The sequence below is a fragment of the Actinomadura terrae genome, assembly GCF_022751215.1.
GTDB classification, from domain to species: domain Bacteria; phylum Actinomycetota; class Actinomycetes; order Streptosporangiales; family Streptosporangiaceae; genus Spirillospora; species Spirillospora terrae.
In genome coordinates this window covers 1,297,679-1,311,502 of sequence record NZ_JAICDG010000002.1, presented here as the reverse complement: position 1 = coordinate 1,311,502, position 13,824 = coordinate 1,297,679, and the positions used below count along the sequence as shown (strand labels likewise).

Sequence of the window (13,824 nt, the reverse complement as noted above, 5' to 3'; positions counted from 1 at the left end):
AGGGCAACGCTACAAAAGCGACAAAACACGCAGCGCGTCAAGATGAGCCCCCAACACGGCAGTGTCCGGAGTACGCTTCATTCGCCGGAAGAGGTCTGGGGCACAGCGCCCGTCATGCCAGGCGTTCAACCGGTCCCCGGAACTACCCGTAGCCCCGTCACATCAGGATTGAGCCACATGCAGTCCGACATCGACGCCCAGCTCAGCAACTTCTTTGAAGACACGCCCCCGCGCGAGTTCGACGTGGTGCTTCGCGGCTACGACCGGCACCAGGTCGACGAGCACATCAAGCAGCTCGACAACGAGGTCCGGCAGACCCGCGAGCAGACCCAGGCCCTGCAACGGGAGCTGTCGGACGCGCATCGCCAGCTCCAGGAACAGGAGCGTCCCACCTACTCCGGCCTCGGCGCCCGCATCGAGCAGCTGCTGCGGCTCGCCGAGGAGCAGGCCACCGAGCTCGTCCAGGCCGCCCGTTCGGAGGCCAACGAGATCAAGGCGGCGGCCAAGGTCGACGCCGCCGAGCAGCGCGCCACCGCCGAGAACGACGCCGCCGAGCTGCGCGCCAACGCCCAGCGCGAGGGCGACGACATGCGCGGCGCCGCCGAGCGCGAGGCCGAGGAGGTGCGCACCTCCGCCCGCCGCGAGGCCGACGAGCTGACCTCCACGACCGAGCGCGAGGTCGCCAAGCTGCGCGCCACCGCCGACCACGAGGTCGCCGAGAAGCGCGCCGGCGCCGAGCGCGAGATCGCCAAGCTGCGCACCACGACCGAGCGCGAGGTCGCGCAGCTGCGCGCCTCCACCAAGCGCGAGCGCGACGAGATCCTCACGACCGCCAAGCGGCAGGCCGACGAGATGCGGGCCCAGGCCCAGCGCATCCTGGAGGAGAGCGAGGCCCAGCGCGCGCAGGCCGAGGCCGAGTTCGAGATCCAGCTCGCCGCGCGCCGCGAGGAGGCCGACCGGCAGGACGCCGAGCGCCACTCCAACGCCCAGGCCGCCACGCAGAAGCTCGTCGCCGAGGCCGAGCAGCGCGCCGCGTCCGCCGAGCAGCGGGCCGCCAAGGCGACCCAGCAGGCCGAGCAGACCCGGCGCGAGGCCGACTCGCACGCCAAGCAGCTCATGGCCAACGCCCGCAAGAACTCCGACAACGTCATCGCCGAGGCCAAGTCGCAGGCCGAGCAGCTGCTCGCCGAGACCAAGGCCGAGGCCGACCGCGTCCGCACCGCCGCGCAGCGCCAGGTCGACGAGCTGACCCGGCAGCGCGACAGCATCACCAGCCACCTCAACCAGCTCCGCCAGCTCATCGGCGGGGTGGCGCCCGCGATGGGCGGCGACCCCGAGCTGGCGGCGCCCCCGGAGAAGGCGGCGATTCCGGCCGCCGAGCCCAAGCCCGCCCCGGTGCAGGCCAAGCAGCCCGCCGCCGCCAAGGCCGGGCCCGCCAAGCAGGCGCAGAGCAAGAAGTCCGACGAGGACGACGAGGACTGGTGGCAGGAGTGACGACCGGGGTGCCCACCGGCACCTGACCGGCCGCGACCGGGTAAGCCGTGTGATCGGAAAGCCTAGAGGCGTGAACTGCCTCTAGGCTTTCCGTCATCTACCCGATGTGAGGTGGCCTTCGGCCCAGGCCACACGCCCGGCGGATGGCAGGACGGAAGAGGAAGAGAGATCGGCGTGCCCGACGAGACCCCCCACGAGGACCGCCCGGCGGCGGCCTCCGGCGAAGGCCGCCGCGCGGTCCCCGCACCGTCCCCGCCCGCCGACACCGGCACCGGCACCGCCACCGACGACGCGCCCGAGGACGAGATCCCCGAGGGCGGGGCCGCTGAGGGCGGCTCCGGCGGGGACGAGGGCGCCGAGGACGGTCCGGACCGTCCCGCCGAGGAGGCGAAGATGCCGAGCGGCGCGCTCGATCCGGAGAAGGCCGACAAACCGTTCGGCGAGCGCGATCCGGCGACCGGCGGGCCGGTGGAGCGGCCCCGCGAGGAGGACGCCGCCAAGCCCGTCAAGCCCGAGCCGGGCGCGCCCGACCCCGCGCACGACATCGAGCAGCGGCGCCGCGAGGCGGGCGTCGACCACCGGTTCCCGTTCGGACGGCCCGGCGAGCCGCTCGGCCGCTCGCACCCGTTCGTCTTCGGGTTCACCGCCGCGCTCGGCGTGATCACCGCCTGGATGCTGGTGAAGGCCGCCACGAACGCCAAGTCCGTGATCGTGATGATCGTGGTGGCGATGTTCCTCGCGGTCGGGCTGAACCCGGCGGTGGAGCGGCTGCGGCGGCTCGGGCTGCCGCGCGGCTTCGCGGTCGGCACGGTGTTCCTGGGCGTGATCGCGTTCTTCGCGGGGTTCGTCGCCTCGCTCGTCCAGCCGGTGTCCGAGCAGGTCACGGAGCTGCGCAAGAACATCCCCGACTACGTCACGCAGCTCCAGCACAACAAGCGCCTCGCCGAGTGGGACAAGCGCTACGGGCTGCTCGACCGCGCGCAGAAGGCCGTCAACAGCAAGGGCTTCCAGGACGGCCTCACCGACACCGCCACCGGGATCGGCAAGGTCGCGATCAACGGCGTCTTCCAGACGATCACGATCCTGATCCTGACGCTGTACTTCCTGAGCTCGCTGCCGCAGATCAAGACGTTCTTCTACCAGCTGGCGCCGCGCTCGCGGCGGGCGCGGGTCGCGCTGCTCGGCGACGAGATCCTCGACCGCATCGGCGGGTACGTCGCGGGCCAGTTCACGATCGCGTTCATCGCGGGCCTGTCGTCCTACATCTTCCTTGAGATCATGGGCGTGAAGTACGCGCTCGCGCTGGCGCTGATCGTCGCGGTCACCGACCTGATCCCGCTGGTCGGCGCCACGGTCGGCGCGATCGTGGTGTGCCTGGTCGCCTTCCTCACCGGGACGGTCACCGACGGCTCGATCTGCATCGCCTTCTACGTGATCTACCAGCAGGTGGAGAACTACCTCATCTACCCGCGCGTGATGAAGCGCACGGTGGACGTCCAGCCCGCGGTGACGATCGTGGCGGCGCTCATCGGCGCGGCGCTGCTCGGCGTGGTCGGCGCGCTGCTGGCGATCCCGACCGCCGCCGCGATCTCCCTGATCATCCGCGAGGTGCTCATGCCCCGGCAGGAGACGCTGTAGACGGGGGCGGTCAGGGGCCGTCCCACGTGGTGGGCAGGGGGTGGGCGTCCGGCGCGACCCGCTGGACGATCTCGTTCAGCACCCTCCGGACGTAGGGCTCCCCCACCCACAGGTGCTTGGCGTTCTCGACCGCGACGACCTCCGCCTGCGGGACGCGCTTGAACCGCTCGCGCGCCTCGTCCGGACGCAGGTAGTCGTCGAACTCGGGGATGAGCGCGACCACCGGACGCCCGTCGGCGCCCCACGCGTCCAGGTCGGCGTCGGTGGCGCGGTGCAGCGGCGGGGACAGCAGGATCGCGCCCTCGACCAGCGGGTCGCGCCCCCACTTGAGGGCCAGCTCGGTACCGAACGACCAGCCGAGCAGCCAGGGCCGGGGCAGGTCGTGGTACTCGGTGTACTCCAGCGCCGCCGCGACGTCGTACCGCTCGGTCTCGCCCTCGCCGAACTCGCCCTCGCTTGTACCGCGCGCCGAGGTCGTCCCCCGCGTGTTGAACCGGAGGACGGCGAGGTCGGCGAGCGCGGGCAGCCGGTAGGACGCCTTGCGCAGGACGTGGCTGTCCATCATGCCCTCGGCGGTCGGCAGCGGATGCAGGCAGACCAGCGTCGCGACCGGCGGCCGCTCCGGCGGCAGCGCCAGCTCGCCGACGAGCTCCAGCCCGTCGGCGGTGTGCAGGGTGATGTCCTCGCGCCGCGCCGGAAGCACGCTCGACGCCCTGATGTCCCCCATCGTTCTCCTCTTCAGTGCCGTGGCCTCGGTACCGCGGCTTCAGTGGCGTGCCCTCAGTAGCGCGGCGCGTCCCTCGACCGCCGGACGCGCGGCGCGCGGCGGCCCCGTGCCTGCCAGCACGGCCGGTGCCAGTGCCGCCGGTCGTCGGCGCCGCCGCGCCCGTCGGCGGGCCACGCCACGACGTGCGCGACGCCCGGCGGGATCTCCTGGTCGCATCCGGGGCACCGGTACGGCTTCGTCGCGTTCGCCCCCGCGATCATCCGGACGACCCAGGAGCCGTCCGGGCCGTCCTCTGACGCCTCGGCCCAGCCGCCGGGTCGCGGGCGGGGGCCCGAGACGGCGCGGCGGTTCTTGCGGGGGCTCATGATTGTCAGGATAGGGGCCGGATGCGCGAACGGAACGCGCGCGGTCAGCGGAGCGGGCGGCCGGCGGCGCGGTGCGCCGCGAGCAGCGGCGCCGGGGCGAACGCCGGGTCGCGGGTCTCGTCGTACAGCGCGCGCAGGACGGTGACCGCCCGGTCGAGCCCGAGCCGGTCGAGATCGGCGACCGGCCCGGACGGGTACCCGCAGCCGAGCGTCATCGCCGCGTCGATCGCGTCGGCGTCCGCGTATCCGGCGCCGAGCATCGTCGCGGCGTCGTTGAGGTAGGGGAAGCGCAGCGCGTCCACGATGAACCCGGCGCGGTCGCCGCAGCGGACGGGGGTCAGGCCGATCCGCCGCGCCAGCCCGGCGGCCCGGTCGGCGACGCCGGGCCCGGTCGCAGCCGTGGCGGCGATCTCGGCGAGCGCGCCGCCGGCCTCGGGCAGGTGCAGTCCGACGACGTCGCCGGGACGTCCCGTCGCCATGGCGCGCGCGATCACCGGCCCCGAGGCGGTGGCGAGCACGGCGCCGTCCTTGGCGGCCTCGGCTGCGGTGGCGAGCAGGGCCTGCCCGGCCGCCGCGTCCTGCGCGCACTCGATGATCAGATCGCACTCGCCGAGGTCGGCCTCGGCGGTCCTGACCTGGGCGCCCGCGCTGTCGCAATGGGCGGCGAACGCGTCGGCGAGCGGGCCGGTGCCGAGCACGCCGACGGTGGGCGTCGGCGCGGCGTCGGCGGGCTCCTCGGCGGCCGCCTCCTGCCCGTCGTAGAAGCCGCGCCCGGTCTTGCGTCCGAGCAGCCCGGCGGTCACCAGCTCGCGCAGCACCGGCGCGGGCGCGTGGCGGCGGTCGCGGGTCTCGGCGTAGATCGCCTCCAGCACCTGGAGGCAGGTGTCGAGGCCGATCAGGTCCATGAGCGTGAACGGGCCCATCGGCAGGCCCGCGCCGTCCTTCATGGCGGTGTCGATGTCGTCGCGGGTCGCGTGCCCGGACTCCAGCATGTGCGCGGCCTGGTTCAGGTACCCGAACAGCAGCCGGTTCGCGACGAACCCGGCGCGGTCGCCGATCGTCACCGGCGTCTTGCCGAGGTCCCGGGCGAGCGCGGCGACGCGCTCCACCGCCTCGGGCTCGGTGAGCACCGTCCGGATGACCTCGACCAGCTTCATGACCGGCGCCGGGTTGAAGAAGTGCACCCCGACGACCTTCGCGGGACGCCCGGTCGCGACCGCGATGTCGGTGACCGACAGCGACGAGGTGTTGGACGCGAGCACGGCGTCGTCGCGGCACACCCCGTCCAGCCGGGCGAACACGCGGTGCTTCAGGTCGAGCCGCTCCGGGACGGCCTCGACGACCAGGTCGCAGTCGCCGAGGTCGGCGAAGTCGACCGACAGCGTGACGCGGCCCAGGATCTCCTGCCGGGCCTCCTCGGTCAGCCTGCCGCGCTTGACCGCGCGTCCCGTCGAGCGCTCCAGGTGCCCGCGTCCCCGCTCCAGCGCGTCCGCGTCCACCTCGACGCCGACGACCGGCAGGCCGCCGCGCGCCAGCACCTCCGCGATGCCCGCGCCCATCGTGCCCAGCCCGACGACCCCGACCCTGCTGAACGTCCCAGTCATGAACGGCAGTCTCGCAGAGCGCACGCCCCCCGCCCATGCCGGGTACGAGAGGAGATGTGCGCTTCGGAATCTTCCTCCTCGCCGCCCGATTCCCCCACCAGGACGACGCCGCCGCCCTCGCCCGCACCGTCGAGGCCGCCGTCGCCGCCGAGCACGCCGGGTTCGACGACGTGTGGCTCGCCGAACACCACTTCATGTCCTACGGGGTCGTCCCGTCGGCGACCGTCCTCGCCGGGCACCTGCTGGCGCTGACCCGCCGCGTCCACGTCGGGACGGCCGTCAGCGTCCTGTCCAACCAGCACCCGGTCGCGCTCGCCGAGCAGGCGGCGCTGCTGTCGCTGCTGTCGGGCGGCCGGTTCCGGCTCGGTGTCGGACGCGGCGGCCCCTGGCGCGACCTGGAGGTCTTCGGCACCGGCCTGCCCCGGTACGAGACCGGTTTCGCCGAATCCCTCGATCTGCTCCTGACCTGGCTGCGCTCGGACCGGCTCGCCTGGCACGGCGAGCACTTCCGGTTCCGCGAGGTGCCGGTCGTGCCGCGTGCGGCGGTTCCTCCGCCGGTGGTGGTGGCGTGCACGTCCGCCGCGTCCGAGAGGATCGCGGCCGAACGCGGCCTGCCGATGCTGCTCGGCATGCACGTCGGCGACGAGGAGAAGGCCGCCGCCGTCGCCCGCCACGGCCTGCCGGACGCCCCCCACGTCTCGACCCATGTCGCGCAGGTCGCCGACACCCGCGAGGAGGCCGTCGCGACCCTGCTCGCGGAGATGCCGCGCTGGCTCGGCCCCGGGCTGGACGGCTACGTCCCCGTCGACGACCGCCCCCGCCCGCCCCGCGACCCCGTCGCCTACACGCGCCGCATGTGCGACCTGCATCCGGTCGGCTCGCCGGACGACTGCGTGGAGTCGCTCGTCACGACCGCCGACCGCACCGGCGTCCGGCACCTGCTGCTGCTCGTCGAGGCGGCCGGCTCCCACCGCGCCACGCTGGACAACATCGCCCGCCTCGGCGCCGAAGTGCTCCCCAAGGTCCGGACCTCCCTCCCCTGATCGATGTGCCCGCCGTCAGCGCGCCTGGACGGTGCCCCGGCTCGGGACGCAGCGTCCCTGCGCGGCGCTGCGGGGGCCGCCCGCGGACACCCGCCGCCGGGCCGGGCGCGCCGCCAGGACCGTGGCGCGCTCCTCCCAGAACGCGCGGGCCCGGCGGACGATCCCGGCCCTGCGTCCGGCGGCCGCCTCCGCGCGCAGGTCGCGCACCCGCTCCCGCGCGACCGAACTCATGATGTCGTGGTGGATCACGGCCTACCCCTCCGTCTTCGGGCCGCTGGTTCCGGCCCGGTAAGTACAGACTCGTCCTAAGGGGGGTGCCGGCACATGAGGACGACGCCCTAGATTCACCGCCTTAGCCGTACTTACGCAGGTCACAGCGGCGCCAACAGCACCTAGGACGTCGGCGTCGGCGGTTGGGACGCGTGCGGTCGGCGGCGTCACTAAGGTGGGGCAGCGTGCGTCTCGTAATCGCCCGGTGCAGCGTGGACTACGCCGGAAAGCTCACCGCCCACCTCCCCATGGCCCCCAGGCTCATCCTGATCAAGGCGGACGGAAGCGTGAGCATCCACGCCGACGACCGCGCCTTCAAGCCCCTCAACTGGATGAACCCGCCGTGCTCGCTGCGCGAGGAGCCGTTCGAGGAGAACGGCGCCATCGCCCGCTGGACGGTCACGCACGGCAAGTCGGGCGAACGGCTCATCCTCACCATCGAGGAGGTCCTGCACGACACCAGCCACGAACTCGGCCTGGACCCCGGCCTCCAGAAGGACGGCGTGGAGGCGCACCTCCAGGAACTGCTCGCCGAGCACATCACCACGCTCGGGGACGGCTGGTCCCTGATCCGCCGCGAGTACCCGACCGCCATCGGCCCGGTCGACATCCTCTGCCGGGACGCGGGCAACGCCACCGTCGCCGTCGAGATCAAGCGGCGCGGCGAGATAGACGGCGTCGAGCAGCTCACCCGCTACCTCGAACTGCTCAACCGCGACCCGCACCTCGCGCCCGTCCGCGGGATCTTCGCCGCGCAGGAGATCAAACCGCAGGCCCGCGTCCTCGCGGTGGACCGCGGCATCCACTGCGTCACCCTCGACTACGACGCCCTCCGCGGCATCGAGCACGAGGGCACTCTATTTTGATCAATCTCGGCCCGAGGGGGCTCGCCTAGCGGCTCGCCCCCTCGACCGATCTTGTGCGAGCGCGGATCGCTTCGCGATCTTCGCGGTGGGGCTCGCCTCCGGCTTCGCCCCACCGCTCAGGTAGCGCGCTCGCGTGCGGGCCGGGGTCGCCTTGTTCAGGTGGCCGGGGTTGTCGTCGCCGTCCGGCATCATGGCGGCATGACCCTTCACGCCAGCGGCACCTTCGACATCGCCTCCTGGGACGGCGAGAAGCCCTATGACGAGCAGGGCGGCAACAAGCTGTCCCGGGCGCACATCGGCAAGACCTTCCACGGCGACCTGGTGGGCACGAGCACGACGGAGATGATCGCCGTGGAGTCCGCCGCCGGGCCGGTCGCCTACGTGGCGGTGGAGCACGTCCAGGGCATCCTGCACGGGCGGGAGGGGACGTTCGTCCTCCAGCACAGCGCGGGCAGCGAGGACGGCACGTCCGATACCCAGTGGCTGCGCTGGCAGATCGTCCCGACGACCGGCACCGGCGAGCTGGCCGGCCTGCGCGGGTCCGGGACGATCACGGTCGGCGAGGACGGCTCGCACTCCTGGACGCTGGAGTACACGCTGGACTGACCTGCGGCCCGCCGGGGACTGACACGGGGCATACGGGTCAGGCGGTAGCGTCGAGGGGCGATCGGACGGGGCGAGAGGGGCCTTGAGAATGCGGATGACGAAGGGGGCGGCGCCCGGGAGGTCGGCGATCCAGCCGAGCCCGGTGTTCCTCGCGATCGTGGGGGCGACCGTCCTGTTCGGGCTGATCGCCTGGCGATACGGGGAGAACCCCGATAAGCCCGCACGGATCGCGTTGTTCGGGTTCGTGCTGTCCGCGTGGGTCCTGTCGCTGTCGGTGCACGAGTTCGGGCACGCCTACATGGCCTACCGGTCGGGCGACCGCAGCGTCGCCGCCAAGGGCTACCTCACGCTGAACCCGCTGAAGTACTCCGACGTGCTGCTCAGCTTCGTGATCCCGGTCGTGTTCATCCTGCTCGGCGGGATCGGCCTGCCGGGCGGCGCCGTGTGGATCGAGCGGCACTCGATCCGGGGCAGGCTGCGGCACAGCCTGATCTCCGCGGCGGGCCCGCTGTCCAACGCGATCTTCGCGGTGATGCTGGCGGTGCTCTACAAGAACTTCGCCCACCAGGACCACGGCGTCTTCTGGCTGGGCATCGCGTTCCTGACGTTCCTCCAGGTCACCGCCGCGATCTTGAACCTGCTGCCGATTCCGGGGCTGGACGGCTTCGGCATCATCGAGCCCTACCTGCCGCGCCGCTGGGCCGACCAGGCCGCCGCGTACGGCGGCTACGCGTTCCTCGTCCTGATCGCGATCCTGTGGATCAGGCCGATCAACAACGCGTTCTTCGACGGCGTCTACAACATCACCGACGCGCTCGGCGTGGGCGAGTTCGCGGTCGCCCTCGGCCATTCCCTCTTCACCTTCTGGAACGACTGATACGCGTCACGCCCCACGTCCCGCGGAGCGTCACGCCCTCAGTGAGCCGTGCTCCCGACGGCCGTCTCCGAACAATGGCCTCGGTTCGGAGACGGCCGTCGGTTCGGCGCCGGTCAGTGTGAGGCGACCGGGGCCGCCGACACGACGTCGGATATCACCTGTGCACTGTTGTCGCCCGGTACGGGATCGACGATTTCGCCGTTCGTGGTCGGTACGCGCATGGTGAACGAGACCAGCGGGATGTCCGGCGAGCGCACGATGCCCTTGAAGGCGACGATCTTGGTTTCACCGGGAGCCAGCGCTCCGGCGATCGCGCATCCGAAGTCGTTGGGACCGAAACCGCACCAGCCGGTGGCACCGGTGATACTGCTGTTCAAAATGCCGATGCCGGTAGAGTGAATTCCAGAGAAACTGGTTTGCTGGACGGTGGCGGGGCCTTCGTTCCGAACGGTCAGCCGGTAGGTGACCGGGACGTTAACGGTGATTGTCGCGGGACCGGCGAAGGTCACCTTGAGGTCGGCGGTCGGCGGTTCATCGGCGGTCGCGTGGGCGGCCGGGAGGAGCGCCGAGCCCACCAGGGCAGCACTTAACATAAGGGACATGCGCTTCATCGGGATTCCTTTCGGAGAGCGGCAGCAGAAATCCTAACCGACACAAGATCAACAAAATTGGCCATAGCCGGTCGCGGCGTCCCGCGTTTCGCCGCCATTGCGCGCGTGCTGCGTTAGCCGCCATTGCGCGGCGGCCTCGTCGTCCTCGGCGTGAATCCCGGCCTTCAGGAGGTGGGAGCGTCTCCGGTGCCGGGGGGCCGGGTGTCCTGCGGGCTTGCCGCCAGGCGGCGGATGATGCGGCGGAGTTGGTCGGCGTAGCGGTCCTGGAACTCGGGTGAGGTGGCGCTCACGCCGAAGACGCGGCGGACGGCCAGCGGCATCACGACGGGGGCCGCGACCGCGCTCATCATCAGCAGCATGACGGCGGCCGGGTCGAGGTCGTCGGCGATCTGGCCCTCGGCCTTGCGGCGCTCCATGTCGGAGAGGTCCTCGACGAACTCCTCCGGGATCTCGTCGGCGACCCGGTCGGCGTCCTCGGTGAGGCCGCGCCAGACGTTCAGCCGCGAGCCGCGCGGGTCGTCGAGGGCGTGCCGCAGGTAGCGGACCATCAGCTCGTCCAACGGGACGGCCGGGTCGTTGAACTCGGCCTCGCGCTCCAGCCAGCGGCGGCCGATCGCGCGGTACAGGCCCTCCTTGCCGCCGAAGTAGTAGTTGATCAGCTGTTTGTTCACGCCGGCGCGGTCGGCGATGTCCTGGACGCGGGCGCCCGCGAACCCCTTGGCGGAGAACTCGTCCAGCGCCGCTTCGAGGAGCAGCCGCCGCGAGCGCTCCGCGTCGACCTTGCGTTCGGTGGGCTCGGGTGCGCGGCGGCGCGGCCTCGTGGTTTCGGACACGGCCTCATCGTAACCGGCCGACGTCCGATTCAGCCATCCGGTTGGTTGACAAGTTTATCCGTTTGGTTGAACCTGGGTGTGCCCCCTTCGTGGGGGTACATCCCCGTATCGACATGATCGAGAGAACCGGAACGATGATCCTTGTAACCGGAGCCACCGGAAACGTCGGCCGCCACCTGGTAGGCGAGCTGCTGGGCGCGGGCGCCCCGGTCCGGGCGCTGACCCGCGACCCCGCGACCGCGCACCTGCCCGCCGACGCCGAGGTGGCCCGTACCGACGAGATGCCGCTGGACGGCGTCACGTCCCTCTTCCTCAACCCCGCCGTGTTCTGGAACGGGCTCGGCGACCTGCTCGACCGCGCCCGGGACGCCGGGGTCCGGCGGATCGTGATGCTGTCCTCGGCCGCCGCCGCCGACCCCAAACCCGACAACGAGCTGGCCGGAAAGCACCTGCGGATGGAGCGGGCCGTCGAGGAGTCCGGCCTGGAGTGGACGTTGCTGCGTCCCGGCCAGTTCGCGTCGAACGCGCTGGGATGGCGTGAGGACATCCGCGCCGGGGAGCCGGTGCGGGAGCCGTACGCGGCGGCGCGCGACACGCCGATCCACGAGCGCGACATCGCCGCCGTCGCCGCGCGGGCCCTGCTGACCGACGACCTGGTCGGCGCCAAGCCGGTGCTGAGCGGCCCGGAGGGGATCAGCCAGCCGGAGATGGTGCGGCTCATCGGCGAGGCGGTGGGGCGTCCGACGCGCTTCGAGGAGATCAGCCCCGAGGAGGCGCGGGAGCGGATGCTCAAGATGCCCTACATGCGCGAGGGCATCGTCGACGTTCTGCTCCAGCTCCGCAAGGAGGCCGAGCACCGTCCGCCCGAGGTCTCGCCCGAGGTCGAGCGGATCACCGGCCGCCCCGGCCGGACGTTCGCCGAGTGGGCCGCCGACCACGCCGACGACTTCCGCTGATCCACCGGCGCGACCTTCGGTTCACGGGTGGGTCCTCCAACTCCTGGAGGGCCCGCCCGATCCGTTCGCGGCGCATCGACATGACCGGGCGGCCGTAGAGTGCTCTTCTAAGCGGGTTCACAACTTCAGGCACGTCCTTATAAGGCCCCTCCCGGGAGGTTCCCATGTCCGTGGCCACGGAGCACGCCGAGACGTTCGCGTCCCTCAACCCGGCCACCGGGGAGGTCGTCGCCGAGCATCCCGTCCATGATGAGGCGGCCGTGGCCGAGGCGGTCGGGAGAGCCCGCGAGGCGGCCGCCTGGTGGAGCGCCCTCGGCTGGAAGGAGCGGCGGCTCCGGCTGCTGAACGTCAAGGGCGCGCTCACCCGGCACCTGAACCGGATGGCCGAGCTGATCCACCAGGAGACCGGCAAGCCGCTCCAGGACGCCCAGCTCGAGACGGTCATGGCGATCACCCATCTGGACTGGGCCGCCCGCAACGCCGAGAAGGTCCTCGGGCCGCGCACCGTCTTCCCGGGCCTGATGTCGATCAACCAGCGCTGCGTCGTGGAGTACCAGCCGCTCGGCGTCGTCGGCGTCATCGGCCCCTGGAACTACCCGGTCTTCACGCCGATGGGCGCGATCGGCTACGCGCTCGCCGCCGGGAACACGGTGGTGTTCAAGCCGTCGGAGTTCACCCCGGGCGTCGGCGAGCTGCTCGCGAGCCTGGTCGCGGGGGTCGTCCCCGAGCAGCCCGTCCTCCAGGTGGTCACCGGGCACGGCGCGACCGGCGCGGCGCTCGCGGGCTCCCCCGGCGTCGACAAGATCGCGTTCACCGGCTCGGCGCGGACCGCCAAGCGCGTCATGGCCGCCTGCGCCGCGAACCTCACCCCGCTCGTCGCCGAGTGCGGCGGCAAGGACGCCTGCCTCGTGGACGCCGACGCCGACCTCGACGCCGCCGCCGACGCCGCGCTGTGGGGCGCGATGGCGAACGCGGGCCAGACCTGCATCGGGGTCGAGCGGATCTACGTCGTGGACGAGGTGTACGACAAATTCCTCGGCCTGCTCACCGACAAGGCCCGCGACCTGCGTCCGGGCTTCGACCGGGAGGCCGCCTACGGGCCGATCACGATGCCGGGGCAGCTCGACGTCATCGAGCGGCACATCAGGGACGCGCTCGACAAGGGCGGCAAGGCCGTCGTCGGGGGCGTGGAGTCCGTCCGCAAGCCGTATGTGGAGCCGGTCGTGCTCACGGGCGTGCCGGACGACTCGTCCGCCGTGAGCGAGGAGACGTTCGGGCCGACGATCACCGTCCACCGCGTCAAGGACCTCGACGAGGGGATCGAGCGGGCCAACCGCGGCGCCTACGGCCTCGCCGGGACGATCTTCTCCGGCAACCGGTCGCGCGCGCTGGAGGCCGCCCGGCGGATGCGCTCGGGCATGACCTCGATCAACTCCTTCGCCGCGTTCGCGAACATCGCGGCGCTGCCGTTCGGCGGCGTCGGCGAGTCGGGGTTCGGCCGCGTGCACGGCGCGGACGGGCTGCGCGAGTTCAGCCGCGCCAAGGCGATCACCCGCCAGCGGTTCGGCTCGACGACGCTGACCTCGTTCGCCCGGACGGAGAAGGAGATGGCCCGCGTCCTCGGGCTGATCACCATGCTCCACGGCCGCCGCTACAAGCGCTGAGGCCCTGGCCTAAGGCACTAGGCCGCCGCCTAGGACGTCCGGCCCGCGAGCGCCGCGCCTAAGGCGGTTCTGAGGCCGGGAGATAAGGCTTAGTCCCGATGCCGGGAGGGGCGCCTTAGCGAGAACCTTGTACTTGTCGGGCCGAGGGGGCCCGGCAGGAACAAGGAGAAGCACATGATCCGCCCGGAAATCTCCAGGGACCTGGTCAACGACCGAGTGGCCGCGCTGCGCGCCGAGGCCAAGCACGCCCGCCGCGTCCGGCTGGCGAAG

Annotated in this window: 14 protein-coding genes; 8 read left to right on the top strand and 6 right to left on the bottom strand. The window is 72.0% G+C overall.

What is annotated here, in order from left to right:
• The first annotated feature begins 177 nt into the window (after positions 1 to 177).
• A complete protein-coding gene (locus tag K2F47_RS15960) occupies positions 178 to 1,494 on the top strand; it encodes a DivIVA domain-containing protein (RefSeq protein ID WP_242903833.1) in 1,317 nt (438 codons plus the stop codon).
• A gap of 174 nt (positions 1,495 to 1,668) precedes the next feature.
• A complete protein-coding gene (locus K2F47_RS15955; RefSeq protein WP_242903831.1) occupies positions 1,669 to 3,132 on the top strand; it encodes an AI-2E family transporter in 1,464 nt (487 codons plus the stop codon).
• A gap of 10 nt (positions 3,133 to 3,142) precedes the next feature.
• Here K2F47_RS15955 and K2F47_RS15950 read toward each other — a convergent pair whose 3' ends face one another.
• From K2F47_RS15950 to K2F47_RS15940, 3 genes are read right to left on the bottom strand one after another with little or no spacing between them, the layout of a single operon-like run.
• Positions 3,143 to 3,859: an alpha/beta hydrolase gene (locus K2F47_RS15950; protein ID WP_242903829.1), complete on the bottom strand. Its 717-nt coding sequence runs from the start codon at positions 3,857 to 3,859 to the stop codon at positions 3,143 to 3,145.
• Positions 3,860 to 3,912: 53 nt separating this feature from the next.
• On the bottom strand, positions 3,913 to 4,224 hold the full coding sequence (locus tag K2F47_RS15945; RefSeq protein WP_242903827.1) for an Rv1322 family protein: 312 nt from the start codon (positions 4,222 to 4,224) through the stop codon (positions 3,913 to 3,915).
• Between the two features lie 44 nt (positions 4,225 to 4,268).
• Positions 4,269 to 5,828 (bottom strand): 3-hydroxyacyl-CoA dehydrogenase family protein, encoded by a 1,560-nt coding sequence (locus K2F47_RS15940; RefSeq protein ID WP_242903825.1) that lies wholly within the window; start codon positions 5,826 to 5,828, stop codon positions 4,269 to 4,271.
• A 56-nt stretch (positions 5,829 to 5,884) separates the two neighbouring features.
• Here K2F47_RS15940 and K2F47_RS15935 point away from each other — a divergent pair, with 56 nt between their 5' ends.
• Positions 5,885 to 6,871: an LLM class flavin-dependent oxidoreductase gene (locus K2F47_RS15935; RefSeq protein ID WP_242903823.1), complete on the top strand. Its 987-nt coding sequence runs from the start codon at positions 5,885 to 5,887 to the stop codon at positions 6,869 to 6,871.
• Between the two features lie 15 nt (positions 6,872 to 6,886).
• On the opposite strand, the gene K2F47_RS15930 is transcribed toward K2F47_RS15935, so the two are convergent.
• Positions 6,887 to 7,102 (bottom strand): hypothetical protein, encoded by a 216-nt coding sequence (locus K2F47_RS15930; RefSeq protein ID WP_242903821.1) that lies wholly within the window; start codon positions 7,100 to 7,102, stop codon positions 6,887 to 6,889.
• Positions 7,103 to 7,326: 224 nt separating this feature from the next.
• On the opposite strand from K2F47_RS15930, the gene nucS reads away from it, so the two are divergent.
• The 3 genes from nucS to K2F47_RS15915 all read left to right on the top strand — a co-directional run bounded on the left by nucS (position 7,327) and on the right by K2F47_RS15915 (position 9,490).
• On the top strand, positions 7,327 to 8,007 hold the full coding sequence (gene nucS, locus K2F47_RS15925) for an endonuclease NucS (RefSeq protein ID WP_242903819.1): 681 nt from the start codon (positions 7,327 to 7,329) through the stop codon (positions 8,005 to 8,007).
• Positions 8,008 to 8,205: 198 nt separating this feature from the next.
• A complete protein-coding gene (locus K2F47_RS15920; RefSeq protein WP_242903817.1) occupies positions 8,206 to 8,613 on the top strand; it encodes a DUF3224 domain-containing protein in 408 nt (135 codons plus the stop codon).
• An 88-nt stretch (positions 8,614 to 8,701) separates the two neighbouring features.
• Positions 8,702 to 9,490, top strand: a complete 789-nt coding sequence (locus tag K2F47_RS15915; protein ID WP_242903815.1) for a site-2 protease family protein — start codon at positions 8,702 to 8,704, stop codon at positions 9,488 to 9,490.
• A 113-nt stretch (positions 9,491 to 9,603) separates the two neighbouring features.
• On the opposite strand, the gene K2F47_RS15910 is transcribed toward K2F47_RS15915, so the two are convergent.
• Together K2F47_RS15910 and K2F47_RS15905 are read right to left on the bottom strand one after the other, a co-directional pair.
• Positions 9,604 to 10,101, bottom strand: coding sequence for a DUF11 domain-containing protein (locus tag K2F47_RS15910; protein ID WP_242903813.1), 498 nt, complete (start codon positions 10,099 to 10,101; stop codon positions 9,604 to 9,606).
• Positions 10,102 to 10,265: 164 nt separating this feature from the next.
• Positions 10,266 to 10,934: a TetR/AcrR family transcriptional regulator gene (locus K2F47_RS15905; protein WP_242903811.1), complete on the bottom strand. Its 669-nt coding sequence runs from the start codon at positions 10,932 to 10,934 to the stop codon at positions 10,266 to 10,268.
• 134 nt (positions 10,935 to 11,068) lie between these two features.
• Between K2F47_RS15905 and K2F47_RS15900 the strand changes: the two genes are divergently transcribed.
• Positions 11,069 to 11,890 (top strand): SDR family oxidoreductase, encoded by an 822-nt coding sequence (locus tag K2F47_RS15900; protein ID WP_242903809.1) that lies wholly within the window; start codon positions 11,069 to 11,071, stop codon positions 11,888 to 11,890.
• A 164-nt stretch (positions 11,891 to 12,054) separates the two neighbouring features.
• Entirely contained in the window at positions 12,055 to 13,554 is a 1,500-nt protein-coding gene (locus tag K2F47_RS15895; protein ID WP_242903807.1) for an aldehyde dehydrogenase family protein, read from the top strand.
• Positions 13,555 to 13,824 lie beyond the last annotated feature (270 nt).

Bases quoted from the DNA above. Each gene is read 5' to 3' on its own strand.
- K2F47_RS15915 (WP_242903815.1), top strand. From the start codon at position 8,702: ATGCGGATGACGAAGGGGGCGGCGCCCGGGAGGTCGGCGATCCAGCCG.
- K2F47_RS15960 (WP_242903833.1), top strand. From the start codon at position 178: ATGCAGTCCGACATCGACGCCCAGCTCAGCAACTTCTTTGAAGACACG.
- K2F47_RS15950 (WP_242903829.1), bottom strand. From the start codon at position 3,859: ATGGGGGACATCAGGGCGTCGAGCGTGCTTCCGGCGCGGCGCGAGGAC.
- K2F47_RS15930 (WP_242903821.1), bottom strand. From the start codon at position 7,102: ATGAGTTCGGTCGCGCGGGAGCGGGTGCGCGACCTGCGCGCGGAGGCG.
- K2F47_RS15900 (WP_242903809.1), top strand. From the start codon at position 11,069: ATGATCCTTGTAACCGGAGCCACCGGAAACGTCGGCCGCCACCTGGTA.
- K2F47_RS15910 (WP_242903813.1), bottom strand. From the start codon at position 10,101: ATGAAGCGCATGTCCCTTATGTTAAGTGCTGCCCTGGTGGGCTCGGCG.
- K2F47_RS15895 (WP_242903807.1), top strand. From the start codon at position 12,055: ATGTCCGTGGCCACGGAGCACGCCGAGACGTTCGCGTCCCTCAACCCG.
- K2F47_RS15920 (WP_242903817.1), top strand. From the start codon at position 8,206: ATGACCCTTCACGCCAGCGGCACCTTCGACATCGCCTCCTGGGACGGC.
- K2F47_RS15945 (WP_242903827.1), bottom strand. From the start codon at position 4,224: ATGAGCCCCCGCAAGAACCGCCGCGCCGTCTCGGGCCCCCGCCCGCGA.
- K2F47_RS15940 (WP_242903825.1), bottom strand. From the start codon at position 5,828: ATGACTGGGACGTTCAGCAGGGTCGGGGTCGTCGGGCTGGGCACGATG.